At 71.6% G+C, this 24537-nt stretch carries 19 protein-coding genes; 12 read left to right on the top strand and 7 right to left on the bottom strand.

Going from position 1 to position 24537, the window contains the following annotated elements:
• Nucleotides 1-108: 108 nt before the first annotated feature.
• From IEY87_RS00585 to IEY87_RS00605, 5 genes are read left to right on the top strand one after another with little or no spacing between them, the layout of a single operon-like run.
• Nucleotides 109-1179, top strand: coding sequence for an acyl-CoA dehydrogenase family protein (locus IEY87_RS00585; RefSeq protein ID WP_189136466.1), 1071 nt, complete (start codon nucleotides 109-111; stop codon nucleotides 1177-1179).
• Complete coding sequence (locus IEY87_RS00590; protein ID WP_189136467.1) at nucleotides 1179-2333, top strand: acyl-CoA dehydrogenase family protein; 1155 nt, start codon at nucleotides 1179-1181, stop codon at nucleotides 2331-2333. Before IEY87_RS00585 ends, IEY87_RS00590 begins: the two co-directional genes overlap by 1 nt.
• Nucleotides 2330-3274, top strand: coding sequence for a bifunctional MaoC family dehydratase N-terminal/OB-fold nucleic acid binding domain-containing protein (locus tag IEY87_RS00595; RefSeq protein WP_189136468.1), 945 nt, complete (start codon nucleotides 2330-2332; stop codon nucleotides 3272-3274). Before IEY87_RS00590 ends, IEY87_RS00595 begins: the two co-directional genes overlap by 4 nt.
• Nucleotides 3274-3687, top strand: a complete 414-nt coding sequence (locus IEY87_RS00600) for a MaoC/PaaZ C-terminal domain-containing protein (protein WP_189136469.1) — start codon at nucleotides 3274-3276, stop codon at nucleotides 3685-3687. The genes IEY87_RS00595 and IEY87_RS00600 overlap by 1 nt, the downstream gene beginning before the upstream one ends.
• Before the next feature lie 30 nt (nucleotides 3688-3717).
• The gene (locus tag IEY87_RS00605; RefSeq protein ID WP_189137253.1) at nucleotides 3718-4881 is read left to right on the top strand and encodes a lipid-transfer protein; all 1164 of its coding nucleotides are present in this window, start codon (nucleotides 3718-3720) and stop codon (nucleotides 4879-4881) included.
• 3 nt (nucleotides 4882-4884) lie between these two features.
• On the opposite strand, the gene IEY87_RS00610 is transcribed toward IEY87_RS00605, so the two are convergent.
• Nucleotides 4885-6426: a hypothetical protein gene (locus IEY87_RS00610; protein ID WP_189136470.1), complete on the bottom strand. Its 1542-nt coding sequence runs from the start codon at nucleotides 6424-6426 to the stop codon at nucleotides 4885-4887.
• 253 nt (nucleotides 6427-6679) lie between these two features.
• On the opposite strand from IEY87_RS00610, the gene IEY87_RS00615 reads away from it, so the two are divergent.
• The 5 genes from IEY87_RS00615 to IEY87_RS00635 are packed head-to-tail and all read left to right on the top strand — an operon-like array spanning nucleotide 6680 to nucleotide 10536.
• Entirely contained in the window at nucleotides 6680-7738 is a 1059-nt protein-coding gene (locus tag IEY87_RS00615) for an ABC transporter ATP-binding protein (protein ID WP_189136471.1), read from the top strand.
• Nucleotides 7731-8405: an ABC transporter permease gene (locus IEY87_RS00620; protein ID WP_189136472.1), complete on the top strand. Its 675-nt coding sequence runs from the start codon at nucleotides 7731-7733 to the stop codon at nucleotides 8403-8405. The genes IEY87_RS00615 and IEY87_RS00620 overlap by 8 nt, the downstream gene beginning before the upstream one ends.
• A complete protein-coding gene (locus IEY87_RS00625; protein ID WP_225276866.1) occupies nucleotides 8402-9073 on the top strand; it encodes an ABC transporter permease in 672 nt (223 codons plus the stop codon). Before IEY87_RS00620 ends, IEY87_RS00625 begins: the two co-directional genes overlap by 4 nt.
• Before the next feature lie 34 nt (nucleotides 9074-9107).
• A complete protein-coding gene (locus IEY87_RS00630; protein WP_225276896.1) occupies nucleotides 9108-10025 on the top strand; it encodes an ABC transporter substrate-binding protein in 918 nt (305 codons plus the stop codon).
• A 28-nt stretch (nucleotides 10026-10053) separates the two neighbouring features.
• Nucleotides 10054-10536, top strand: coding sequence for a flavin reductase family protein (locus IEY87_RS00635; RefSeq protein ID WP_225276865.1), 483 nt, complete (start codon nucleotides 10054-10056; stop codon nucleotides 10534-10536).
• Nucleotides 10537-10554: 18 nt separating this feature from the next.
• On the opposite strand, the gene sppA is transcribed toward IEY87_RS00635, so the two are convergent.
• The 5 genes from sppA to IEY87_RS00660 form a co-directional block, all read right to left on the bottom strand.
• Nucleotides 10555-12252, bottom strand: a complete 1698-nt coding sequence (sppA, locus tag IEY87_RS00640) for a signal peptide peptidase SppA (RefSeq protein ID WP_189136474.1) — start codon at nucleotides 12250-12252, stop codon at nucleotides 10555-10557.
• A gap of 64 nt (nucleotides 12253-12316) precedes the next feature.
• Nucleotides 12317-13678: a S8 family peptidase gene (locus tag IEY87_RS00645; RefSeq protein ID WP_189136475.1), complete on the bottom strand. Its 1362-nt coding sequence runs from the start codon at nucleotides 13676-13678 to the stop codon at nucleotides 12317-12319.
• Nucleotides 13679-13809: 131 nt separating this feature from the next.
• Nucleotides 13810-15720: a S8 family peptidase gene (locus tag IEY87_RS46535; RefSeq protein ID WP_189136476.1), complete on the bottom strand. Its 1911-nt coding sequence runs from the start codon at nucleotides 15718-15720 to the stop codon at nucleotides 13810-13812.
• 87 nt (nucleotides 15721-15807) lie between these two features.
• On the bottom strand, nucleotides 15808-17964 hold the full coding sequence (glgB, locus tag IEY87_RS00655; protein WP_189137256.1) for a 1,4-alpha-glucan branching protein GlgB: 2157 nt from the start codon (nucleotides 17962-17964) through the stop codon (nucleotides 15808-15810).
• Between the two features lie 137 nt (nucleotides 17965-18101).
• Complete coding sequence (locus IEY87_RS00660) at nucleotides 18102-21455, bottom strand: ATP-binding protein (protein ID WP_189136477.1); 3354 nt, start codon at nucleotides 21453-21455, stop codon at nucleotides 18102-18104.
• Between the two features lie 90 nt (nucleotides 21456-21545).
• Here IEY87_RS00660 and IEY87_RS00665 point away from each other — a divergent pair, with 90 nt between their 5' ends.
• Nucleotides 21546-22400 (top strand): NAD(P)-dependent oxidoreductase, encoded by an 855-nt coding sequence (locus IEY87_RS00665; RefSeq protein WP_189136478.1) that lies wholly within the window; start codon nucleotides 21546-21548, stop codon nucleotides 22398-22400.
• 267 nt (nucleotides 22401-22667) lie between these two features.
• The gene (locus IEY87_RS00670) at nucleotides 22668-23426 is read left to right on the top strand and encodes a DUF4328 domain-containing protein (RefSeq protein WP_189136479.1); all 759 of its coding nucleotides are present in this window, start codon (nucleotides 22668-22670) and stop codon (nucleotides 23424-23426) included.
• 45 nt (nucleotides 23427-23471) lie between these two features.
• Here IEY87_RS00670 and IEY87_RS00675 read toward each other — a convergent pair whose 3' ends face one another.
• Nucleotides 23472-24368 (bottom strand): NAD(P)-dependent oxidoreductase, encoded by an 897-nt coding sequence (locus IEY87_RS00675; RefSeq protein WP_189136480.1) that lies wholly within the window; start codon nucleotides 24366-24368, stop codon nucleotides 23472-23474.
• Nucleotides 24369-24537 lie beyond the last annotated feature (169 nt).

Consider the following 24537-nt stretch of genomic DNA (forward strand, 5'->3'; position numbering starts at 1 on the left):
ATCCGTGATGCGCGGACCTGACAGCTCAGGGCACGCTCGGGCTTTGATGGCCCTCCCGCTGCCGATTCCCCCGTCGCCTCAAGGCGACGGTCCCCTCGGGAGGCTTTGATGGATTTCAAGCTTGACGAGACCCAGGAGGAGCTGCGAGCCCTGGCCGCGGACGTACTGGCGAACGAGGCCGGTCACGAGCGGCTGGAGGCGCACGAGAAGAGCGGCAGGCCGTACGACGAGAGGTTGTGGAAGGCGCTGCGCGAGGCCGGCCTGACAGCCATCTGCGCGGCCGAGCACGCCGGCGGCGCCGGGCTGGGGCCTGTTGAGCTGGCCGTGCTGCTGCGGGAGGCGGGGGCGAGGGCCGCGCCCGGCCCACTGGCGGCGACCTTGGTGAGCACGCTGGCCGTCAGCAGGCACGGCTCCCGCGAGCAGCAGTTGAGGCTGTCCGGGACGAACGTGTCCACGGTGGCGATCAAGGAACCGGGCCGGCCGCTCGCCGCCCCGCCCACCACCACAGCCGAGCCAGGAGCGGGCGGATCGGCTGCGGGGGCGTCCGAGCCAGGGGTGGGTGGCTGGTCGGTCAGTGGTCGGAAGGCCGGTGTGGCGCATGCCGAAGGGGACGTGCTGGTGACGGCCGATCAAGGGCTGTTCCTGGTGCACGGGCCACCGGCGACGCCCGAGTTCGCCTCCACGGGGGAGCCCACGGCCACGATCACCCTGGACCGTACCCCGGCCGAGCGGGTCGCGGGGCCCGAGGCGGTCGAGGACGTGCGGCGGCTGTACACGGCGGCGGCCGTCGCGCAGGCGTCCGGCGTGCTGGCGGGGGCGCTGCGGCTCACCACCGAGTACATCAGGACCAGGAAGCAGTTCGGCCGGGCGCTGGCCGAGTTCCAGGCGGTCACCATGCAGATCGCCGACGTCTACATCGCCGGGCGCGCGCTGGACGTGGCCATGTGGTCGGGCGCCTGGCGGCTGGCCGTCGGCCTGCCCGCAGAGGAGGACCTGGCCGTCGCGGCGTTCCACGCGAGCGAGGCGGTCAAGGCGCTCTACACCTGCCAGCACCTGCACGGCGGCCTCGGGCTGGACGTGACCTACCCGCTGCACCGCTACTTCGCGCACGCCAAGCACCTGGCCCACCGGCTGGGGGGCGGCGACGCCCAGCTCGACCTGATCGGAGCGCTCGCCTGATGCTCATCGACCTGACCCCTGATCAGCGCAGGCTCCGCGACGAGCTGCGCGAGTACTTCGCCGCCTGCCTCACCGCCGAGGACCGCAGGAAGATCGCCGAGGACCCGTTCGGCGAGGCGTACATGGCGCACTGCCGCCGGCTCGGCAGTGACGGCAAGCTGGGCCTCGGCTGGCCCAAGGAGTACGGCGGCGGCGGCCACGGCCCCCTTGAGCAGCAGATCTTCGCCAACGAGATCGCCCGCGCCGGCGTGCCGTACCCGATCATCACCGTGCAGACCGTCGGTCCCACCCTCATGCAGTACGGCACCAGCGCGCAGAAGGACCGGTTCCTGCCGAGCATCCTGGCGGGCGAGTGCCACTTCGCGATCGGCTACAGCGAGCCCGAGGCGGGCACCGACCTGGCCTCGCTGCGGACCACGGCGGTGCTGGACGGCGACCACTACGTCGTCAACGGGCAGAAGATCTTCACCAGCGGCGCCCACTACGCCCAGTACATCTGGCTGGCCACCCGCACCAACCCCGGGGCGAAGAAGCACAAGGGCATCACCATGATGATCGCCTCGACCGACGATCCCGGTTACTCCTGGACCCCGATCGTCACCATGGACGGCCGCCATCACACGAACTCCACCTACTACAGCGACGTGCGCGTCCCGGTGGACATGGTCGTGGGCGAGGTGGACAAGGGCTGGGACCTGATCGTCAACCAGCTCAACTACGAGCGCGTCACCCTGGGCCCGGCCGGCAACCTCGGTCAGGCGTACGACCGCTTCCACGCCTGGGCCCGCCGCACAGGGCTGGCGGACGAGCCGGACGTACGGCGGGCGCTCGGCGCGGTACGGACCTGGTTCCGCACCAACGAGCTGCTCAACTGGCAGGTCGCGGCGAACATGGACCTCGGCTGGCTGGGCGCGCCCGACGCGTCGGCCACCAAGATCTACGGCTCGGAGCGGATGCAGGAGACCGGCCGGCTGATCGGCGACATCCTGGCCAGGTACGGCGACCCCGCCGACCCGGAGACGGCCGAGCTGATCAAGCAGACGGACCACGGGGCCAAGGGCGCGGTCGTCCTCACCTTCGGCGGCGGCGTCAACGAGGTGCAGCGGGAGCTGATCGCCATGCTGGGCCTGAACCTGCCGAGGCCGCCCCGATGAGCCCCGACACCGACAGAGCCGACCCCGGCAAGCCCGGCACCAGCACCGACAGGGACCTGCACGAGCTGGCCGTCAAGCAGGCCGCGCTCGGGCAGGTGCGCGGCGCCGCCGCGGTGGACCCGGTCAACGTCCCCATGATCAGGCACTGGCTCGACGCGATGGGCGACACCAACCCGGTCTACCTCGACCAGGGGATCGCCCCTCCGGCGATGGCGCAGGTGTGGACCATGCAGGGGGTGCGCCGGGCCGCCGGGCAGCACTCGCCGGTGGACGACGTCATGTCCGCGCTGGACGCCGTCGGCTTCACCGGCGTGGTGGCGACCAACTGCGAGCAGGTCTACCACCGTTACGCGAGGCTGGGCGAGCGCCTGACCTCGGCGATCCGCTTCGACGACCTGGCCGGACCGAAACGGACGGCGCTCGGCGAAGGGTACTTCGCCACCTGGACCATCACCTGGCACGCCGAGTCCGGGGAGGCGGTGGCGGAGATGATGTTCCGGGTGCTCAAGTTCCGCCCGCCGCCGCGGGCGGTGCCGCGAGAGCCGTACCCGCTCAGACCGGCCGTGAACAGGGACACCGCGTTCTTCTGGGACGGTGTCCGGCAGGGCGAGCTGCGCGTGCAGAGCTGTGCCGACTGCGGCGAGCTGCGCCATCCGCCGGGCCCGATCTGCCCCCACTGCCGCTCCGCCAACCGCGCGTACCGGATCGCGGGGGGCGAGGGCACGGTCTACAGCTACGTGGTGCATCACCACCCCCCGGTGCCGGGGCGGGAGCCGCCGTTCGTCGTGGCGGTGGTGGCCCTGCCGGAAGGCGTGCGGATCGTGGGCGGCATCGTGGACTGCCCGCCCGAGGCCGTGGGTATCGGTATGGCAGTGGTAGTGACGTACCGACAGATGGACGACGAGCTGGTTCTGCCCATGTGGGCACCACGGGAGCCGTGATGCGGACGTTGAGGGAAGATCAGGTCGAGCTCGGTGCGGTGCTGCCCGAGCTGTCGATCGAGCTCACGCCCACGGTGGTCGTCTCCACCGCGCTGGCCACGATGGACTTCACCCCCGTGCACCACGACGTCGAAGGCGCCCGCGCGCAGGGCTCTGCGGACATCTTTCTCAACATCCTGACCACGATGGGACTGGTCGAGCGGTACGTCACCGACTGGACGGGCCCGGCGGCCGTGATCCGGCGGATCAACGTCAAGCTGGGCGTCCCCGCCTACTCCGGCGACCGGCTGCTCTTCACCGGCACGGTCACCTCGATCGCGTCCGGCGAGATCACGGTGGAGGTCCGCGGCAAGGTCAGCCTCGGCGACCACGCCACCGGGACCGTCGCCCTCGTCCTTCCCGCCCGCCGGTAACGGCCGCGCCATCACCAAGGAGCGAACGTGTTGAGAGCCCGCGCGGCCATCGCCGGCATCGGCGCCACGGATTTCAGCAAGGACTCGGGCCGGTCGGAGCTGCGGCTGGCGGCCGAGGCGGTGTTCGCCGCCCTGGACGACGCCGGGCTGGCGCCGTCCGAGGTCGACGGCATGGTCACCTACACCCAGGACGCCAACCAGGAGATCGCGGTCGCCAGGGAGGTGGGCATCGGTGAGCTGAGCTTCTTCTCCCGCGTGGAGTACGGCGGCGGCGCGGCCTGCGGCACCGTGGCGCACGCGGCGATGGCCGTGGCGACCGGGATGGCGGACACGGTCGTGTGCTACCGGGCCTTCAACGAGCGCTCGGGGCGGCGCTTCGGCCAGCCCGACGCCCGGCTCGGCGGGCAGCCGTCGTCGCAGGGGCTGGAGATGAGCTGGCATGTGCCGTACGGGCTGATGACGCCCGCCGCCTGGGTGGCCATGTTCGCCCAGCGGTACATGCACGTCTACGGCGCGACCTCCGAGGACTTCGGGCGGGTGGCCGTGGCGATGCGCAGGCACGCGGCGACCAACCCGGCCGCCTGGTTCCACGGCCGGCCGATCACGCTGGCCGAGCACCAGGCGTCCAGGTGGATCGCGGAGCCGCTGCGGCTGCTCGACTGCTGCCAGGAGAGCGACGGCGCGGTGGCGCTGGTGGTGACGTCCGCCGAGCGGGCGCGGGACCTGCGCCGGTCCGCCGCGGTGATCACGGCGGCGGCCCAGGGAGCCGGCGCCGGCCAGATGATGATGACCAGCTACTACCGCGACGACATGGCCGGCCTGCCGGAGATGTCAGTGGTCGGCAGGCGGTTATGGGAGATGTCCGGCCTGACGCCCGCGGACATCCAGACCGCCATCCTGTACGACCACTTCACCCCGTTCGTGCTGACCCAGTTGGAGGAGCTCGGGTTCTGCGGCAGGGGAGAGGCCGCCGGCTATCTCCAGGACGGCGGCATCGAGCTCGACGGCCGGCTGCCCGTCAACCCGCACGGCGGCCAGCTCGGCGAGGCCTACATCCATGGGATGAACGGCATCGCCGAGGCGGTCCGCCAGATCCGCGGCACGTCCGTCAACCAGGTGGTCGGGGTCGCCAACGTGCTGGTGACGGCCGGCACGGGGGTGCCGACCAGCGGTCTGATCCTCTCGGCGCCCTGAGCGTCAGGGGCTGAGGATCGTCGGCACCGAGAAGAACACGATCATCGCGATCACCACGCAGATGACGAAGCCGATCAGCTCCCAGGCCCAGTCGAGGTGGCGCGGGCGCTGCGACTTCTTGCTGGGACGCCGCTTGGGCGGGCCCTGGAGCGGCCGCGCCTTGCGGACCACGGGCTTGCGGGTGTCGTACGAATCGAGTCCGGGCCGGCCGCCGCCGGGCTTCTTGCCGGGCGCCGTCTTCTGGGACCCGGCCGGCTTGCGGGCCTCGCGCTGCTGCCAGAACTCGCTCTTGGTGGTGTCGTGCTCGCTCGCGACGGCCTTGGGCCGCCGGGCCTCGGGTTCGGGCCGCCGGGTCTCGGGCTCGGATCGCCGGGCCTTGGGCGCGGCGACCGGCCGGGCGGCGGCGGGCTCGGCCGCCGGCATCCGGTAGACCGGCTCCCGGTCCTTCGCCGGTGACCGGGGCGTGAACAGCGGGCCCACGTCGCTGGGCAGGATGAAGTCGCCCGTCGCGGGCGGCACGTTCATGGGCAGGATCACGTCGCCGGTCGCGGGCGCCGCCTGCGGCCTGGGCGGCGGCCGGTCGTCGAGCACGTCCGCGGGCATCGGGGTGCGCATGATGAGCGACCGCTCGTCCGGCGCCTTCGGCGGCGGACCGCCGGGCGTCTTGCGGCGCGGCTCGAACGCGGCGAAGGGCGTCTGCGTCTCGCCGAACGGGACCGGCGACGGGAACGGCGCCGGGCCTTCGGCGCTGGGGCGGCGCAGTTTCGGCATCGGCGCCGTGGTGGCGTCGTGCTCAGGGGTACGGGTCGGCGACGGGGGCGTCAGCAGCTCGGCGGGGAAGAGCCTGGTGGTGCTCGCCGGGTCGGCCTCGTCCAGCGGCAGCGGCCAGTTGGGCGGCACCGGCCAGCGCGGCTTGACGAACAGCGGCGCCGGTGTCGCCGAGAGCGATCCGGCGAAGTGGATGCGCAGGGTGCCCGGCGGGGACGGCCACGGCAGGCGGCCGAGCACGTCGCGCAGCGGGGCGACCGCCAGCGCGGCGTAGATGTCGGCGATCGGCTTGGGCACGCGCTTCTCCGCGATGGCCAGCGCCTGTGCGAGGGACTGCTTGAACCGGCCCGCGGCGTTGACCGCGAGCTCTTCGGCGGTGTCGGGCGCCACGTCGAGCACCCAGGCCAGCTCGTCCCTGTTGAGCCCGCAGACCTGCGTCAGCAGGAGCACCTCGCGCTGCTGCAGGCGCAGCTCGCTCAGTGCCCGCTCGACCAGGGCGGAGGCGGGGTCGACGATCGGGTCCACCACGGGCGGCGAGTAGACGACGTCCCGCCGGAGGATCTCGCGCCGGGCGAACGCGTAAAGGGCGGCGCGCTGGGGTGCCGGTTGGCCGGCCGCCACGGGCACGCCGCCGAGGACGGCCACCAGGACATCGCCTGCGGAGCCCAGGTCGCCGAGCTGGTCGGCGCAGTACGCGAACAGCCCGGCCGCGTGACGGTCGTAGAGATCTGCGACCAGCTCGGGGCGTGAGCGCTGCTCGGTGAGCGAGTGAGTCACGTGACCGGTCCCTCTTAGTGAAGAAGCTGACGCTTTGGGGGGCGTCGGGGGTTTATAGGAGCAATCATGCCAATGAACCTTGGTCCGGCGCACTACCAGATCGATATTTGCTAAGGAATACCTGGTCAGTGAAGCGTTTAAGCAAGGCCCGATAGGACAGACCGGGCTGGATCGCCGTAGTGTTGCCTTCACTAGATCATGCGGCGGTCGTGGCAGGGGGGCCGCGGCCCTGCCCTGAAGCGGAAGGTCGCGCGTGATCACGTTCGACGCTGTCACCAAACGCTATCCAGACGGGACCACTGCCGTGGACCGTCTCAGCCTGGAGGCTCCCACAGGCGAGATCACCGTGTTCGTCGGCCCCTCGGGCTGCGGAAAGACGACATCGCTCCGGATGATCAACCGGATGATCGACGCCACGGAGGGCAAGATCCTGCTCGACGGCGAGCCGGTGCAGGGCATCGACCCGCCCACCCTGCGCCGGGGCATCGGCTACGTCATCCAGCAGGCCGGTCTCTTCCCGCACCGTAAGATCGTGGACAACGTGGCCACCGTCCCGTTCCTGCTCGGCTGGAGCCGTAAGAAGGCCCGCGACCGGGCCATGGAGCTGCTGGAGCGCGTCGGCCTCGACCTGAGCCTGGCCGAGCGCTACCCGTTCCAGCTCTCCGGCGGCCAGCAGCAGCGGGTGGGCGTGGCCAGGGCGCTGGCCGCGGACCCGCCCGTGCTGCTCATGGACGAGCCGTTCAGCGCGGTGGACCCGGTCGTCCGCACCAGTCTGCAGGACGAGCTGCTCAGACTCCAGGCGGAGCTGAACAAGACCATCATCTTCGTCACCCACGACATCGACGAGGCCATCAAGCTCGGCGACCGCGTCGCGGTGCTGCGCGTCGGCGGCCAGCTCGCGCAGCTCGCGGCCCCGAAGACGCTGCTGTCGGAGCCGGCCGACGACTTCGTCCGGGAGTTCCTCGGCCGCGACAGGGGCATCCGCCGCCTGCAGTTCGTGCCCACCGCCGGCCTGCCGCTGCGCACGGACCTGACCGTCCCCGAGGGGCACGACGGCACCGCGGACGAGCCGTGGCTGCTCGCCGTCACCCCGGACGACCGGCCGGTGGGCTGGATCTCCAAGGACCGGCCCGGCCAGCTGGAGCAGTTCGGCACGTTCCTGTACGGCCAGGACCCGCTGCGCTCGGCCCTCGACGCGGCGCTGCTGTCGCCGTCGGGCCACGCGGTGGCCGTGGACGAGACGGGCCAGGTGGCCGGCGTGCTCACCAGGAAGGCGCTGGACCAGGCGATGATGGAGGCCGCCGATGGGTGACGGCCCGCCCACACTCTGGGAGTGGTTCGCCCGCAACTGGCAGACCGGGCGGGTGGGCAGCATCAGCGACCTGCTGGGCGACCACCTGCTGATGTCGCTGGTGCCCATCGTGGCCGGGCTGGTCCTGGCGCTGCCGCTGGGGCTGGCCAGCGTGCGCTGGCGATGGCTCTACCAGCCGACGTCCGGGGTGTTCAACGTGATCTACGCGCTGCCCTCGCTGCCGGTGTTCATGCTGCTGATCTCGGTCACCGGGCTCTCCCCGGTCACCGTGATCATCCCGCTGACCTTCTACGCCATGGCCGTGCTCATCCCGGCCGTGGTCGACGGGCTCGGCTCGGTGCCCGACCACGTCCGCCAGTCGGCGGTGGCGATGGGCTTCACGCCGCTGCGCCGCCTGGTCCAGGTGGAGCTGCCGATCGCCGCGCCCGTGGTGCTCGGCGGGCTGCGCGTGGTGGCCGTCTCCAGCATCAGCCTGGTGAGCGTCGGCGCGCTGATCGGCCAGGGCGGCCTCGGCATGCTCTTCACCAGGGCCTACCAGAACCCGTTCCTGCCGCCGGTCATCGTCGGGATCGTGCTGATCGTCCTGCTGGCGCTGGTCGTCGACGGGCTGCTGGTCCTGTGCCAGCGACTGCTCACCCCGTGGGTACGGGCGAGGGGGACGTCGTGACCTGGCTGACCGACTTCTTCGGCGACCCCGCCAGATGGTCCGGGCCCGACGGGATTCCGGTACGGATGCTGGAGCACCTGGAGTTCTCCGTCCTGGCGCTCGTGCTGGCCATGCTGATCGCGATCCCGCTCGGGCTGCTGATCGGCCACACCGGCCGCGGCGGCGTGGTCGTGGTCGTCTCGGCCAACCTGGCCAGGGCGCTGCCCACGCTCGGCATCCTGGTGCTGTTCGTGCTGCTGCTCGGCACCGCGTCGATCTGGCCGGTGATCATCCCGCTGGTGCTGCTGGCCGTGCCGCCGATCCTGGTCAACACCTTCGAGGGCATCAGGGGCGTGGACCCCGAGCTGCGGGACGCGGCGTACGGGATGGGGTTGCGCGGCGGGCAGGTGCTCGGGCGGGTGCTGGTGCCCGTGGCGCTGCCGCTGATCCTGCTCGGGCTCAGGCTCTCGGCCATCCAGGTGGTCGCGACCACGACCGTCGCCGCCTACACGGGGCTGGGCGGCCTGGGGCGATTCATGATCGATGGATTCGCGACCCAGGATTACTCCAGCGTTGTCGGTGGTTCAGTGTTGATTGTGCTGTTCGCACTCGTGGTGCAGCTCGCCTTCATGCTCACGCAGAGGGTGACCGTCTCCCCGGGAGTGAGTCAGCGACTGAAGATTCGTTGATGTGTCGTACCGAAGGAGTTGTGCAGTGAGACGTATGTTCACCGCGGCGGCCATGCTGTTGTCCGCGTCACTCGCCTTGACCGCCTGCGGCGGCGGGGGCGGCGGCAACCCGCTGGAGACCACGAGCGCGGCGCCCACGGGCTCGGCCTCGGCCTCCGCAGCCGGCGGCCCGGTCGTGATCGGGTCGTTCGACTTCGACGAGAGCGTCCTGCTCGGCTCGATCTACGCCCAGGCGCTGGAGGCCAAGGGCGTGCAGGTGGAGGAGAAGCCGCGGATCGGCAGCCGCGAGGTCGTCTACGACCAGGTCAAGAGCGGCGGGCTGACCCTGGTGCCCGAGTACAACGGCAACCTGCTCGCCTTCGTCGACCAGGCCACCACCGCGGCGACCACCGAGGAGATCAATGCGGCGCTGAAGGAGAAGCTGCCGGCCGAGCTGGAGGTGCTCGACTCGGCTGCCGCCGAGGACAAGGACACCCTGTCGATCAGCAAGGACACCCAGACCAAGCAGTCGCTCACCACCATGGAAGACCTGGCCAAGGTGTCCAAGGACATGATCGTGGGCGGTCCGCCGGAGTTCAAGAAGCGCTGGGAGGCGCGTTTCAAGGACGTCTACGGCATCGAGTTCAAGCAGTGGAAGCCCACCGGCCCCACCACGGCCGACGCCATCAAGGACGGCTCGATCCAGGTCGGCAACGTCTTCTCCACCGACCCGAAGATCACCGCCAACGGCCTGGTGCCGCTTGAGGACACCAAGAACATCTTCCCCGCCCAGAACGTGACCCCGCTGCTCAACAAGGCCGGGGCCACCGACACCGTCAGGACCACGCTCAACGGCGTCTCCGCCAAGCTGACGACAGAGGGCCTGCTGGAGATGATGCAGAAGATCTCCGTCAACAAGGACGAGCCCGCGACGGTGGCCAAGGAATGGCTGACCACCAACGGCCTCGGCTGACCCGCACCGTGCCCAGGAGGCCCGCGCCGTGAGCGAGTTCACCGACGCCATGGCACAGCTCGCGGGAGGGGTGGCGGTCATCACCGTCCGCGACGGCCGCGACGACCTGGGCGTCACGGTCTCGGCGCTGGTGTCCGTCTCGCTGGAGCCGCCGCTCGTCCTGGTCAGCCTGGCCAGCGGCGGCTATCTCAACGAGGTCCTGCTCCGGCAGGACCGCTGGGCCTGCTCCCTGCTGTCCGCCGGCCAGGCGGCCATGGCCAGCAGGTTCGCCGCCGCCGGCCGCCCCGGCGCCCGCCACCTGGTGGCGGGCGCCCCGCATCACCGCGGCGCGCACACCGGCGCGCTGGTGGTGGAGGGCGGCGTCGCCGCCCTGGAGGCGGAGACCACCCAGGTGGTCCCGGCCGGCGACCACACCCTCTTCATCGCCACCGTCCTCGCCATCCCCTACGTGACCCCCACCCTCCAGCCCTTGGTACGCCTACGCGGCCGTTATCGCGCGGTAGGCGGTTGAGCCGGCGGTCCGTATCGGTCAGCGGATGGTGTACCAGGCCGGGAGGGCGAGGGGGCCCGCGGCGGGGAGGCCGAGTTCGGCGGACAGGCGGGCCAGGGGGCCCCAGGCGTCGAGCCGGATGCGGGTGAGGGCGGCGGCCTTGTCGTCGCTGGAGTCCGCTCCGCGCAGGCGTTCCAGCGGGTTGATGCGGGGGAAGGTGCGCACCGGGGCGTCGTCGGACAGGCGGGCGCGCTTCCTGGCCAGGGCGATGGCGTCCTCCAGGCCGCCCAGCTCGTCCACGAGCCCGCGGGCGTGGGCGTCGGCGCCGGTCCAGACGCGGCCCCGAGCCAGCTCGTGGGCACGGTCGCGGGTGAGGTCGCGGCCCTGGGCCACCTTGCCGACGAAGTCGTCGTAGATGCGGTCCAGCCAGGCGTTCACCCGCTCCCACTGCTCCGGCGAGAAGGCGCGCGAGGTGGAGAACATGCCGGCGTTGGCGCCCTCGGCGACCAGCTCCGTGTTGACGCCGATCCGCTCCAGGAGCTGCGCGAGCACCGGCTTGCCGCCGAAGACGCCGATCGAGCCGGTCAGCGTGCCGGGCTGGGCGAAGATCACGTCGGCGGCCATGGCGACGAAGTAACCGCCGGAGGCCGCCAGGTCGCCCATGGAGACGATGACCGGCTTCACCTTGCGGGTGAGCACGACCTCCCGCCAGACGGTGTCGGAGGCGACGTACGAGCCGCCGGGGCTGTCCACCCGGAAGACGACGGCCTTGACGTGCTCGTCGCGGCGGGCGGCCCGTAGGGCGGCGCTGATCGTGTCGGAGCCCATCGCGCCGCCCCCGCCGAGCGGGCTGCGGCCACTGCGGCCGGTGCGGATCTGGCCGGTGCCGTGCACGAGGGCGATGCCGTCGGCGGTCGGCTGCGGCAGCTTGCGGGCGTTGGCGCCGCGCTGGTAGCGGGAGACGTACAGCAGGTGGGTGTCCCCGCCGGTGGACTGCTTGACCTCGTCGTACACCTCGTCCCGGTAGGCCAGCCCGTCGACGAGCCCGGCCTCCAGGGCCTCGCGGCCGATGAACGGGCCGCGGTCGATGAGCTCGCGGACCTTGGCCGCTTCGAGCCTGCGGCCCTCGGCGATGCCGGCGACGAGCTGCTCGGTGACCGACTCCGTGATGCGGGCCATGGACTCGCGGTGCGGCTCGGTCATGTGATCCTGGGTGAAGGTGTTGGCGGCGGTCTTGTACTCGTGCCGCTGCGCCATCTCGTAGTCGACGCCCAGCTTGGACAGCGCGCCCTTGACGAAGCGCTGCTCCAGGGCCACGCCGGTCAGCCCGATGTCGCCGCTCGGCTGCAGGTAGACGCGCTCGAACGCGCTGGCCAGGTAGTAGGGCACGGTGCCGCCGCCGAACTCGCCGAACGTCTCGCCGAAGGCGACCGTCAGTTTGCCCGAGGCGCGGAAGCCGACCACGGCCTGGCGCAGCTCCTGGACCATCGCCAGCCCGATCGGGTTGCCGCCGATCTTCACGATCAGCGCCTTGACCCGGGGGTCCTTGGCGGCCCGCTTGAGCCCGGACAGCACGTCGGCCAGGCGGGTCTTGCGCATGGACAGCACTGCGGAGAGCGGGTCGGAAGGCGGTCCCTCCGTCAGCCCTTCGGTGAGGTCGAGCTCGAGAACCAGGGGCGCGGTACGCCGCTGACGGAGCTTGTCGATGCCTTCGAAGATCGCCTTACCTGCGTCCATAGAGCCACCCTAAGCGGCAGTAGTCGGCCATGGGCGGCCAACTACTGCCGAAGCGGACGCAGGCTCAGAGGCGGGGTCCGGCGGTGGCGGCACCGACGTCGATGCGGACCGTGGTGACGCCGTAGTCGATCGGGGCGCCGGTCGCCTGCAGCCGCTGCAGGACCTGCGCCGGGCTGAGGTTGGGGAAGGCCTGCTTCATCAGCGCGAAACTCCCGCTGACGTGCGGCGTCGACATGGACGTGCCGCTCAGCGACCGGTAGGTGTCGTCCGGCACCGAGGAGGTGACGCGCACGCCCGGCGCGAGCAGGTCGAGCAGCCTCCCCCGGTTGGAGAACGGGGCGATCTGGTCATCGTCGTTCGTGGCGCCCACGGCGACGGCGCTGGAGACGCAGGCGGGGGAGGCGACGGCGTCGCTCCAGCCGGCGTTGCCCGCCGCCGCGACCGGCGCGACCCCGGCGCCCAGCAGGGCGTCGAACTGGCTCTTGAGCGCGGCGGACTCGGGGTCGGCGTCGCAGTGCTGCCGGTGCGGCCCGCCGCCGCCGAAGCTCATGTTCGCCGCCGCCACGTTGTGCGTTCTGGCCACCCGCGCGACGTACTCCAGCGCCAGTTTCTGGTCGGAGGTGTAGCTCAAGTAGCACGGCGCCGGGCCACCGCAGCTCTGGATGCTGTCGAAGCGGCTGAAGACCTGGACGGGCAGGATGCCGGCGGCCGGGGCGACGCCGTTGGCGGGAGCCCCCGCCGCCACCCGGCCCGCCGCGATGCCCGCCACGTGCGTGCCGTGGGCGCAGTGATTGACGCTGCCGACGAGGCACCGCGGGGTCTCGGCGTCGGCCGCGCCGGGGCCGGTCTGGCTGGACCGGCCGTTCGGGCAGAGGGACACGGCCCCGGAGCTCGGGTCGGAGCTGGAGAAACAGGCCTCGTCCACGATCCGGCCGGCCACGAACGGATGGTCGCGGTCGATCCCGGTGTCCAGGATGGCCACGGTGGTGCCCGCGCCGGTCCAGCCTGCCGCGTTGGCGACGTCCGACCCGATCACCCTGGTGCTGGAGTCCAGAAAGGTGTGGCTCAGCGAGTCCGGGTACACCGACTTGACTCGTGGATCCTTTCTCAGCCCGGCCAGGGTGGCGCTGTCCACCTCGGCGACGAAGAAGTGCGGGGATCGGGTGGCCTCCAGCACGCTGGCCGTGGCGGAGATCTTCTCGACGTCGCCGGCGACGGTGCTGACGCTCTCGCCCGGGTTCAGTTCGACGATCGAGCGCACCTTCTGCCGGCTGGCGAGCTGGGCGAGCAGGCCGGGGCTGATGGTCGGGTCACCGGTGCCGATGACGCGGGCGTGCCCGGGCGATGCTGTGGTGAGCACCGTGGTGAGCACCGCCGTGGACGTGGCGAGCGCCAGGACGCCTGCCGTGAGCGTGCGTGAACGCACCGATTCCTCCGAGGTATCACAGACGGACGGGGGAGGTACTGTCGAAGATCCCCTCGGGTGGTGTCCGTGATGCCTAGGTTGTCGAAGCGGCGGGTGTTGGAGAGGTGATTGTTGCCGGAGCTTGGCAAGCTTTAGCGAGATTTAGTGATGTTCGTGGCTGCCCGCTTGAGAGCGCGGCCCGTGGGCTTGCCGGTCAGCCGTACCTTTTCTGAGGCTTTGAGGGTTTTGGTGTTGTTCACGCCGTGGGCCCAGTTGAGCCAGCCGGCGAGCAGGGCGCCGTCCAGCCGCAGCTTGGCGGTCTTGGCGCCCTTCAGCACCCGGTAGGCCTTGCCCAGCGACTGGGCCTTGGTCAGTTCGGGGAAGACCTTGCTGGCCTTGTGCGCCAGCCGCAGATAGCAGGTGAGCGTCGGGTCGGACAGCTTGCCGCTGCCACGGTGGACCTCCACCGCCCACTGCTTGGCCGTCATCCGCTTGGCGGCCGTGCCACGCGTGCAGACGGCCGGGGCCTTCGCGGCGGTGGTCGGCGACGGCGTCACCGTGACGGTCACCGTGACCGTGACGGTCGGCAGCGGGATCGGCGTCGGATCGGGGGTCGGGTCCACCGTGGGCTCTGGCGTGGGCCCGCTGCCCGTCGGGTCCGGCTCCGGGTCGGGATCGGGGGCCGGGTCGTCAGGACCGGGGCCCGGCGCGGACGGCGGGCTCTGGCTGATCTCCGGCTGCGGCGCCGTGCCGTTCAGCGCGGCGGCCACGTCCAGGCGCGGCGTGCGGACCTCCGCCCCGTCGACCTGATAGACGTACGGCCGGCCGGTCGTCTTCAGCTTGTCGATCAGCTCGGGCATCGGCGTCTGCGGGAACTTGGCCTTCAGCAGCGCCAGCGCGCCCGCCACGTGCGGGGTGGCCATCGAGGTGCCGCTGTGCACGGCCATCTGGTCGTCCGGCACCGACGACTCGATGTCCACGCCGGGCGCGAACAGGTCGAGCAGCGCGCCCCGGTTGGAGAAGTCGGCGATGGCGTCGCCGTCGTCGTTGGCGCCCACCGCCACCGCCGAGGAGATGCAGGCGGGGAAGGAGGCTCCTTCGAAGAACTCGTTGCCGGCGGCCACCACGGTCGCGACGCCCTTGGCCAGCAGGGCGTCGATCTTCGGCTTGAAGACCTGCGCCTCCTCGCTGTCGTCACAGGAGACGTCGGACGGCATGCCGCCCAGGCTCAGGTTCACCGCCGCGATCGGCTCGGTCATCGCGGCCACGTGGTCCAGGGCCAACCGCAGCGACGACTCGAAGGCGAGCAGGCAGGACGGCTCGCCGCACAGCTCCTCGTCGTTGATCCGGCTGAAGACCTGCACCGCGATGATCCCCGCGCCGGGTGCCACGCCGCCGCTGCCGGCCGCGATGCCGGCGACGTGCGTGCCGTGCTCGCACAGGTTCACCCCGCCGGCCTGGCACTTGGGGGTGGCGGCGTCGGCCGATGCGGGCCCGGTCTGGCTGACCTGCCCGTTCGGGCAGAGCGACTCGGCGCCCAGGTCCGGGTCCACCGCGGAGAAGCAGGCCTCGGCGACGATCCGGTCACCGAAGAACGGGTGGTTCCGGTCGATCCCGGTGTCCAGGATGGCGATGTTCTGCCCGGTGCCGGTCTGGCCGGCCGCGTGCGCCTGGTCGGCGCCGATCAGCTTGAGGCTGGAGGCCAGCGACGGGGGATAGGCGCGATCGCGGTGGATGGAGGTCACCCGGGGATCCTCGGCGAGCGCGGCCAGCTCCTCGGCCGTGCCCTCGACGACCATGAACGGCTGGCTCGCCGGCTGGAGGAGGACCTCCACGCTGTCGGCCGCCGCCTTACTGGCCACCGGGGCGTGCTGCGCCGGGTCGGTCAGCTCGACGATGGCGCGGACGGCGCCGCCGTCGACGGCTAAGCCCTCCTCCACCTTCTCCTCGGCGCTCTGGCTGACGCTGGGGGTCGGGGTGGGGGTGGGATCGTCGGCCAAGGCGGGCGCCGCCGGAAGCAGGGCCAGCACCAGCGAGCACACGATCAGGGGGCGAAGTCGCACCAGCGTCCTCCGAGACAGGATGATCCCGGAGTTTACGGTGATTTGTCAGGACCGCACAGTCCCTGAAAACCCTTTCTCATCAGACTTTCAGGTAGGCGGCGCCGGCATCGACAACCACACCGCCCCCAGGGGCGGCACCCGCAAGGTCGTGGAGTACGGCAACCCGTGGCAGGGCTCCTCGACCGCCTCCACCGAGCCCAGGTTGCCCACCCCGCTGCCCCAGTACTCGTAGGCGTCGGTGTTGACCGCCTCCGTCCACTGCCCGCCGTACGGCAGGCCGAGGCGGTAGTTCTCGTGCGGCCCGCCACTGAAGTTGACCACGCACGCCACCGCGGACCCGTCGGCCGCGTAGCGCAGGAACGACAGCGTGTTGCCCGGCGCGTCGTCGGCGTCGATCCACCGGAACCCCTCCGGCTGGGTGTCCTGCTCCCACAGCGCGGGCGTCTCCCGGTAGAACCGGTTGAGGTCGCGCACCAGCCGCTGCACCCCCTGATGCCCGTCGAACTCCAGCACCCACCAGTCGAGCCCGCGCTCCTCCGACCACTCCGAGCCCTGGGCGAACTCACCGCCCATGAACAGCAGCTGCTTGCCTGGATGCGCCCACATGAAGGACAGCAGGGTCCGCACCTGGGCGAAGCGCTGCCACTCGTCGCCCGGCATCTTGCCCAGCAGCGAGCCCTTGCCGTGCACCACCTCGTCGTGCGACAGCGGCAGCACGTAGTTCTCGGAGTAGGCGTAGATGAGGGAGAAGGTCATCTGGTGGTGGTGGTACTGCCGGAAGACCGGCTCATGCCGCAGATACTCCAGCGTGTCGTGCATCCAGCCCATGTTCCACTTGAAGCCGAACCCGAGCCCGCCCAGGTGCACCGGCCGCGACACACCGGGCCAGGCCGTCGACTCCTCGGCGACGGTGATGATGCCGGGCGCCTCCCGGTAGCAGACCGCGTTCATCTCCTTGAGGAACTCGACCGCGTCGAGGTTCTCCCGGCCGCCGTAGACGTTCGGCGTCCACTCGCCCTCACGCCGGGAGTAGTCCAGGTAGAGCATCGAGGCGACCGCGTCCACCCGCAGGCCGTCGATGTGGAACTCCTTCAGCCAGTAGACCGCGTTGGCCACCAGGAAGTTGCGCACCTCCCTGCGGCCGAAGTCGAAGACGTACGTCCCCCAGTCGGGGTGCTCGCCCCGTCCCGGGTCGGCGTGCTCGTACAGCGGGGTGCCGTCGAAGCGGGCCAGCGCCCACTCGTCCATCGGGAAGTGCGCCGGCACCCAGTCGAGCAGCACCCCGATGCCCCGGCTGTGCATCTCGTCCACGAACCGGCGGAACTCGTCAGGCGTGCCGAACCTGGCCGTCGGCGCGTAGTAGGAGGTCACCTGGTAGCCCCACGACCCGCCGAACGGGTGCTCGGCCACCGGCATCAGCTGCACATGCGTGAACCCCAGGTCCGCGACGTACTCCGCGAGCTGGTCCGCCAGCTCCAGGTAGGACAGGCCGGGCCGCCACGAGCCCAGGTGCACCTCGTAGATGCTGGTGGGGCTGCGCTGCGCCTGCCTGCCGCCGCGCTCGGCCATCCACTCCGCGTCCTGCCAGACATAGTGCGACTGCTCCACCACCGACGCCGTCTGCGGCGGCACCTCGGTGCGCCTGGCCATCGGGTCGGCCTTGTCCCGCCACACGCCGTCGGCGCCCAGGACCTGGTACTTGTAACGCTCACCGGCCCCGATGCCCGGGACGAACAACTCCCAGACCCCCGAACGGCCCAGCGAGCGCATCGGGTAGGCGGTGCCGTCCCAGTGGTTGAAATCGCCCACGACCCTGATGCCCCGCGCGTTCGGCGCCCAGACGGCGAACGCGGTGCCCTGCACGTCCTGGTGCTCCATCACCCGCGCGCCGAGCACCTCCCACAGCCGCTCGTGCCGGCCCTCGCCGATCAGGTGCAGGTCCACCTCCCCCAGCGTGGGCCAGTGGCGGTAGGGATCACCGGCCACCTGGGGCTCGCCCCCGGCGTACTGGACGCTCAGGGTGTAGCCGGGGACCTTGTCCAGCCCCGGCACAGTGGTCTCGAACACCCCATGTGCCTGGTGTTTCATGTCGTGCGCGGTGCCGTCCTCCAGCACCACGCGGACACGTTCGGCGAGCGGGCGCAGCGCGCGGAAAGTGACCCCGCCGGTGACGGGGTGCGCTCCCAGCACGGAGTGCGGATCATGATGCGCCCCGCCCGCGAGGCGGTCGAGCTCTGTCCTCATCGGCATGTTCCTAACCCTGCCCTACGGCGACCGTCCAACCCAGCCACTGCCCGCATTCACTGCGACAATCACCGAAAGTGCTGAATCTTGGGTTTATCCACCCCAGAAACCACCACTTCGATCAGTTGCCGTGACGCTCAGGCCTCCACACCCGGCTCCGAGAAGTCGTGACCGGCAGTGGCTCCTCCAGGTCGGGTGGCACCGGCCGTCATCGCGGCGGTGAACGCGTCGTCGCCCAGTGCCTGGCGCACCGCTGCCGTGATGCGGTCGACGTCGCCGCGTTCGGCGGGAGGCAGGGGCGCTCCCACCGACTCCCTGAGCGCGGCGGCCCCGCCCAGCAGCCGCGCCGCCTCGTCGTACCGTCCCCGCAGTGCCCGCGCTCCCGCGAGCCCTTCGAACGCCAGCGCCACCGCGCGCGGGTCACCGACCTTGCGGGCCGACGCCAGGCTCTGCAGGTGCAGGTCGAGCGCGCCCGCCGCGTCGCCGCGCTGCTCGGCGGCGAAACCCAGCTCCGCCAGGATCAGCGCCGCCCCCGGATCGCCCGACACCTCACGCACCCAGCCCAGCTGGGCGCGCATCCGGCGCTCCGCCTCGTCCAGCCGCCCCCGCCTCCTCGCCACCAGCGCCAGCCCCACCTCGGCGAACTCCTCGGCCGGCCGGTTCGACTGCGACACGGCCAGCGCCCTGGCCCGCTCGTGGTAGTCCTCGGCCAGCGCGTGGTCACCGGTCAGCAGGGCGATCCGGCCCAGCCGGGACAGCGCGTCCGACACCGCGCTCCACAGCCCGAGCTCCTCGGCCCTGCGCAGCCCCGCCCGCCGCAGCTCGGCCGCCCGCTCGTAGTCGCCGGTGATCTCGGCGTACGTGCCCAGGTTCTCGGCGGCCCGCATCTCACCCCACCGGTCGCCCGCCGCCCGGAACAGCACCAGCCCCCGCTCGCCGTCCTCCCGTAGCGCCGCCACATCCCCGCGCATCGCCGCCCACCTGGCCCGTACGTTCAGCGCCGCGGCGGTGCCCCAGGTGTCGCCCAGGGCCTGGAAGTCGGCCAGCGCCTCGTCGATGAGCCGCACACTCGCCGACAGGTCATCGAACCCGAACAGGCAGAACCCCGCGAACCACCGAGCCCTCGCCCGGGCAAGCGGCTCCCCGACAGCCTCGAACCACCTGCCGTCGAACCACCGCGTCTTGTTCTGTCCTGGTGGGTCGTCGGGGGAGTGGGGTTGCTCCGTCTTGCCCTGGACCGGCGGGTCTTCGGGGGAGTCGAGTGGGTGGGAATCGGGTTGCGGGGGGCGGCCGGCCAGGAGGGCCAGGCCGGTCAGCCAGATTCGGGCCTGGACGTCGTCGGAGACGGCCACCACCGACTCCAGCGCCCGGCGGCCCTCGCCCAGCCTGCCGCGCAGCACCCAGTACCAGGCGGTCGCGTTCACCAGCCGGACGGCCTCCTCGGCCGCGCCGAGACGTACCGAAGCCTCGATCGCGGCGCGGATATTGTCACCCTCGGCGTCGAAGACGGCGAGCAGGCGGCGCTGCTCGTGCCCGCGCAGGTGGGGCTCGGCCCGCTCGGCGAGGTCGGCATAGTGGCGGGCGTGCCGGAGCCGCATCGCGTCCAGCTCCCCGGCCTCGGCCAGACGCTCCCGGCAGTAGGCGCCCACCGACTCCAGCAGCCGATAACGCGGCCCGGTCCCCGACCGGTCGCCCGGCAGCCCCGGCGCCGCTCCCGGCCGGTCGTGCAGTCCTGCCGGCTCGGTCACCGATCGGTCGACCACCTGTCCGGCCACCCGCGTTGGTCCCGCCACCACCAGCGATCGGTCGACCAGCCGGGTGAGCACGTCCACGACGTCCGACCCGGAGTCGGCGCAGATGGCCTCGGCTGCCTCCAGGGTCCAGCCACCCGTGTGCACGGCCAGGCGTCGCAGGACCAGCCGCTCGGCTTCGGTCAGCAGTTCCCAGCTCCACGCGATCATCGCCCGCAAGGTCCGCTGCCGGGCGGGCGCGCCCCGCTGACCCGAGGCGAGCACCCGGAACCGGTCGTCGAGCCGGTCGGCGAGCTGGCGCGGGGTCAGCGCCCGCATCCGGGTGGCGGCCAGCTCCAGCGCGAGCGGAATCCCGTCCAGCCGCTCGCAGATCTCCGCCACCGCGGCGTCATCGTCCAGCCGTACGCCCGCCCGCGCGCGGAACAGCTCGACGGCGGCCGCACGCGCCAACGGCGGCACGCTCCACACCGTCTCGCCCGCGACCCGCAACGGCTCCTGACTCGTCGCCAGTATCCGCAGCCCCGGTGCGGCCCGTAGCAGCACCCCGGCCAGCTCGGCGACCTCGTCCACCACGTGCTCGCAGTTGTCCAGCACCAGCAGCGTCCGCCCGTCCCGCAGCGCCCCCGCCAGCCGATCGGTCAAAGCGCCGGGCACGTCGTCCCGCACCCCGAGGACCTTGGCCACCGCGTCGGCCACACCCCCTCTCCCCTGTACGGACACCGCCCCCAACTCCACCAGCCAAACCCCGCCCGCAAACCCCGACCCCGCCACCTCCCGGGCATCGGGTTGGCCCGCAACCCCCAGCTCCCGGGGTTGGGTCGCGACCTCCAGGGCCAGGCGGGTCTTGCCGACGCCGCCAGGGCCGGTGAGAGTGATCAGCCGGGTGGTGGTCAGGAGTGAGCGAACCTCTGCCACCGCTTCCCGCCTGCCCACCAGGGCGGTGAGCGGGGCCGGAAGGTTGGTGCGGGGGCCGGTGGGGTGGGGGTCGGTGGGTGGGGTGGGGAAGGTGAGGGTGGGGGATTGATGGAGGATGGCCTGGTGCAGGGATGTCAGTTCTGGGCCGGGGTCGATGCCCAGGTCGTTGGCCAGGCGGCTGCGTAGGGCGGCGTAGCGGGTGAGGGCCTCGCTCTGCCGGCCGGCGCGGTAGAGGGAACGCAGGTGTACGGCCTGCAGTCGTTCGCGCAGCGGGTGCCGGCGCACCAGGTCGGCCAGCTCCGCCGCCAGCAGGTCGTGCTCGCCGAGTCCGAGGCGGGTCTCGGCCAGAGACTCCATCGCCACGAGTCGCTGCTCGTCCAGCTTGGCGATGGCGGTTCTGGTGAACTGCTCGTCGGCGAACTCGCCGTACGCCTCGCCCCGCCACAGCTCCAGGGCCTCGGTCAGCAGCGCACGCCGTACGGTGAGGTCGGTCGTGTGTGCGGCGCGGCCAAGCAGGGCCTGGAACAGGCCCGCGTCCACCTCCTCGGCCGCGACCCTGAGCAGGTAGCCGGGCGGCTGGAAGGTCACCAGGTCGCGATCGCCCAGCGCCTTGCGCAGCTGGGACGCCTTGACGCGCAGTGCGGCGGGGGCGTTGCCGGGCGGGCGGCCGCCCCACAGGTCCTCGGTCAGCCGGTCGGTGGAGACGGGCACACCCCGGTGTACGAGCAGATCGGCCAGCAGGGCGCGAACCTTGACCTCGGGCACCTGGACCGGCTCCCCGGCCGCCGTCCACACAGCCAGGGGACCGAGCACCCCGAACCTCATCCGCCCTCCCGTAACCAACTCCGAACCGCACCATAACCGTCGTTCCGCATCGTGGTGTCCGTCCAACACCTCTTAGTAGGAAATGCGGAAATGTCGAACTCTATTTCGATCCTTGGTCTCGGTCTCATGGGGCAGGCGCTGGCCGGGTCCCTTCTGGACGCGGGCCACCAGGTCACCGTGTGGAACCGCTCGGCGGGCAAGGGGGACGACCTGGTCGCCAGAGGGGCGACGCGGGCGGCGACGGTGGCCGAGGCGGTGGCGGCGAGTCCGCTGGTGATCGTGTGCGTGCTGGACTACGCGGCGGTGCGCGCGCTGCTGACGGACGTCCCGCTGACCGGCCGCGTCCTGGTGAACCTCACCAACGGCCGCCCCTCCGAAGCCCGCGAGACGGCTGAGCTGGTGGCCGGGCGGGGTGGCGACTACCTTGACGGCGGCATCATGGCCGTCCCCCAGATGATCGGCCACCCGGGCGCGCTGATCCTCTACAGCGGCTCGCAGACCGCCTTCGACGGGCACCGGGACACGCTGGCGACCATGGCCGAGCCGCGCTTCGTGGGCGCCGACCCGGGCCTGGCCCCGCTGCTGGACCTGGCCATGCTGACCGGCATGTACGGCCAGATCGCCGGAGTCCTGGAGGCGGTGGCGCTGGTGGCCTCGGAGAAGGTGCCGGTGGCCGAGTTCACCAGCACGCTCCTGGTGCCGTGGTTGAACGCGATGGCGAGCACCATGCCGCAGCTGGCCGAGGAGATCGCGGCGGGCGACTACAGCACCGACGTGTCGAACCTGGAGATCAACCGGGTCGGCGTGGCGAACCTGGTCCTGGCCTTCGAGGAGCAGGGTGTCAAGCCCGACCTGCTCCTGCCCATGAAGGCCATCATCGACCAGCGCGTCGCCCGGGGCCACGGCGCCGAGGGCCTTCAGAGCCTGATCGAGGAGCTGCGCTGAGCGGCATCAAGGAGCTGCCCTGAGCAGGGTCGAGCGGTCTCGCCGGGAGGCGCTGGATCGGTCGGTCGGAGTGGTGTCGGGCGGTCGAGCGGGGTGGCGTCGCGGGTCGGGCACGAAATGATCTCGGATTGAGCGGTCCGTCGGTCCTGGCCTGACAGCCTGTCAAGCTGGCGGGCTCGTTCACTCCCGCGATCTTCAGAGGTGAGCATGTACCCGCCCTCGTACCCCCCGCCGTTACGCCCGGTCCGCGGACTCGCCGTCTTCGCCATGGCGGCCCTGGCGGTCTACTCTGTCGCGGCGGTCGCCGTGGTGGTGAGCGATCTGCAGCAGGCCGCGCTCATCGACCGGATCCTCGTCGACCCGACCGTAACCGACGCCGAGATCAATCTCAGTGATGCGCTGGCAACCGTCTTCGCAGTGGCGGAGTTGGCGACCACCCTGCTGGCGATGGTGGCGTTCATGGTCTGGCTGTACCGGGTCAGGGCGAACGCCGAAATCATTACGCCCGCAGAGCATCGGCGCGCCAGGATTTGGCTGGTCGCGGGGTGGATTGTGCCGATCGTCTCGTGGTGGTTCCCCAAGCAGATCATCGATGACATCTGGACCGCTAGCCACCGCCGGGGCCTGGAGCCGTCCCCTCGCGCCGGGCTGGTCACCACCTGGTGGGCGGCCTGGCTGATGGGCTCTTGGACGTCGTACGTGGCCGGACGCCTGTTCCTCAGGGCGGATGAGCCGGAGGCCATGGCCGCTGCGGCCAGGTTCGACGTAGTGTGCATCGCGCTGATGCTGGTGGCGGCGGGACTGGCGGCCATGGTGATCCACAAGATCAGCAAAGTCCAGGAGGCGCGGCGTCTGGAGCCCGTGCACCCGCAGGCGGGTGACGGCTGGCCCGCCGGAGCGGTGCAGCAGCAGCCGGGTGACGGCTGGGCCTCTGGAGGCGCGCAGCAGGCGGGTGACGGTTGGGCACAGCAGCGGGCCGGCGATGACTGGGCTTCTGGAGGGGTGCAGCGGACGGGCGAAGGCTGAGGCTCGGTGTGTGTGAGGGCTTTCGCCGTCGCCCGCTGTGGGTGGTTAACGTTCGTCGAGCAGTTGGCGGAGGCGTTTGACGATCTCGGTGTGGTCGGCGGTGGGCGGGAGGTGGTCGGCGGCCTCGGCCCACAGGTCGGTCGCCGCCAGGCCGAGCCTCGGGGTGACGCCGGTGGCCTCGGCCAGTTCGACGCCGATGCGCATGTCCTTCAGCATCAGGCGCAGCCCGAAGCCCGAGTCGTACGTCTCCGGCAGGATGTGGTCCGGCCACTTGCGTTCGGTGGAGCCGCTGCGGCCGCTGGAGCCGTTGACGGCCTCCAGCATGGTCGCCGGATCGAGCCCGAACCGCTGCCCGACGAGCATGGCCTCGCTGGTGAGGAGCAGGTGGGTGGCCGACATGAGGTTGTTCAGCGCCTTCAGCGCGTGCCCCGCGCCGGCCGGCCCGAGGTGCAGCACCCGCTTGCCGACGACCTCCAGCAGCGGGCGCACCCGGTCGACGTCGTCCGGCTCGCCGCCGGTCATGATGGTGAGCGTGCCGTTCACGGCGCCCTTGACGCCGCCGGAGACAGGCGCGTCCACCAGGTGGACGCCCCGCAGCGCCGTGCGCGCCGCCAGCGCCCGGGTGGCCAGTGGGCGCGAGGAGCCCATGTCGATGATGACCGTTCCAGGCTCGGCGGCCTCAAGAAGTCCGTCGCCGTCCATGACGGCCTCCACCGCGGCGGAGTCGGGCAGCATGAGCACCACGGCCACGGCGCCGCGGGCAACGCCGGCGGCGGTGGCCACGGCCGTGCCACCCGCCGCGACCAGCGCCTCGGAGGCGGCCTCGGCCCTGTCGTAGGCGTTGACGCGATAGCCGGCCGCGAGGAGCCTGCGGGCCATGGGCAGCCCCATGTTCCCCAGCCCGACGAAGCCGACCGTGGCACCGGGCTGGAGCGCGATCATGGGACGATTCCTCTCACCGGGCTGGGGCGGAGTGCTGGTCGGGGTGGGGTCGCCCCCGCTGGGTTGGGTCGGAGTGCCGGTCGGGGTGGGGTCGCCCGCGCCGGACAAGGGCGGGGTCGGGTCGCCCTCGCCGGCCAGGGGCGAGGAGCCCCCGCTGGTCAGGGGTGGG

The sequence above is a fragment of the Nonomuraea glycinis genome, from assembly GCF_014646515.1.
In the GTDB taxonomy this organism is placed as follows: Bacteria; Actinomycetota; Actinomycetes; order Streptosporangiales; family Streptosporangiaceae; genus Nonomuraea; species Nonomuraea glycinis.

Bases quoted from the DNA above. Each gene is read 5' to 3' on its own strand.
- sppA (WP_189136474.1), bottom strand. From the start codon at position 12,252: ATGGACGCAGGTAAGGCGATCTTCGAAGGCATCGACAAGCTCCGTCAG.
- IEY87_RS00600 (WP_189136469.1), top strand. From the start codon at position 3,274: ATGCGGACGTTGAGGGAAGATCAGGTCGAGCTCGGTGCGGTGCTGCCC.
- IEY87_RS00620 (WP_189136472.1), top strand. From the start codon at position 7,731: ATGGGTGACGGCCCGCCCACACTCTGGGAGTGGTTCGCCCGCAACTGG.
- IEY87_RS00660 (WP_189136477.1), bottom strand. From the start codon at position 21,455: ATGAGGTTCGGGGTGCTCGGTCCCCTGGCTGTGTGGACGGCGGCCGGG.
- IEY87_RS00670 (WP_189136479.1), top strand. From the start codon at position 22,668: ATGGCGGCCCTGGCGGTCTACTCTGTCGCGGCGGTCGCCGTGGTGGTG.
- IEY87_RS00590 (WP_189136467.1), top strand. From the start codon at position 1,179: ATGCTCATCGACCTGACCCCTGATCAGCGCAGGCTCCGCGACGAGCTG.
- IEY87_RS00630 (WP_225276896.1), top strand. From the start codon at position 9,108: ATGTTCACCGCGGCGGCCATGCTGTTGTCCGCGTCACTCGCCTTGACC.
- IEY87_RS00665 (WP_189136478.1), top strand. From the start codon at position 21,546: ATGTCGAACTCTATTTCGATCCTTGGTCTCGGTCTCATGGGGCAGGCG.
- IEY87_RS00675 (WP_189136480.1), bottom strand. From the start codon at position 24,368: ATGATCGCGCTCCAGCCCGGTGCCACGGTCGGCTTCGTCGGGCTGGGG.
- IEY87_RS00595 (WP_189136468.1), top strand. From the start codon at position 2,330: ATGAGCCCCGACACCGACAGAGCCGACCCCGGCAAGCCCGGCACCAGC.
- glgB (WP_189137256.1), bottom strand. From the start codon at position 17,964: ATGAGGACAGAGCTCGACCGCCTCGCGGGCGGGGCGCATCATGATCCG.
- IEY87_RS00585 (WP_189136466.1), top strand. From the start codon at position 109: ATGGATTTCAAGCTTGACGAGACCCAGGAGGAGCTGCGAGCCCTGGCC.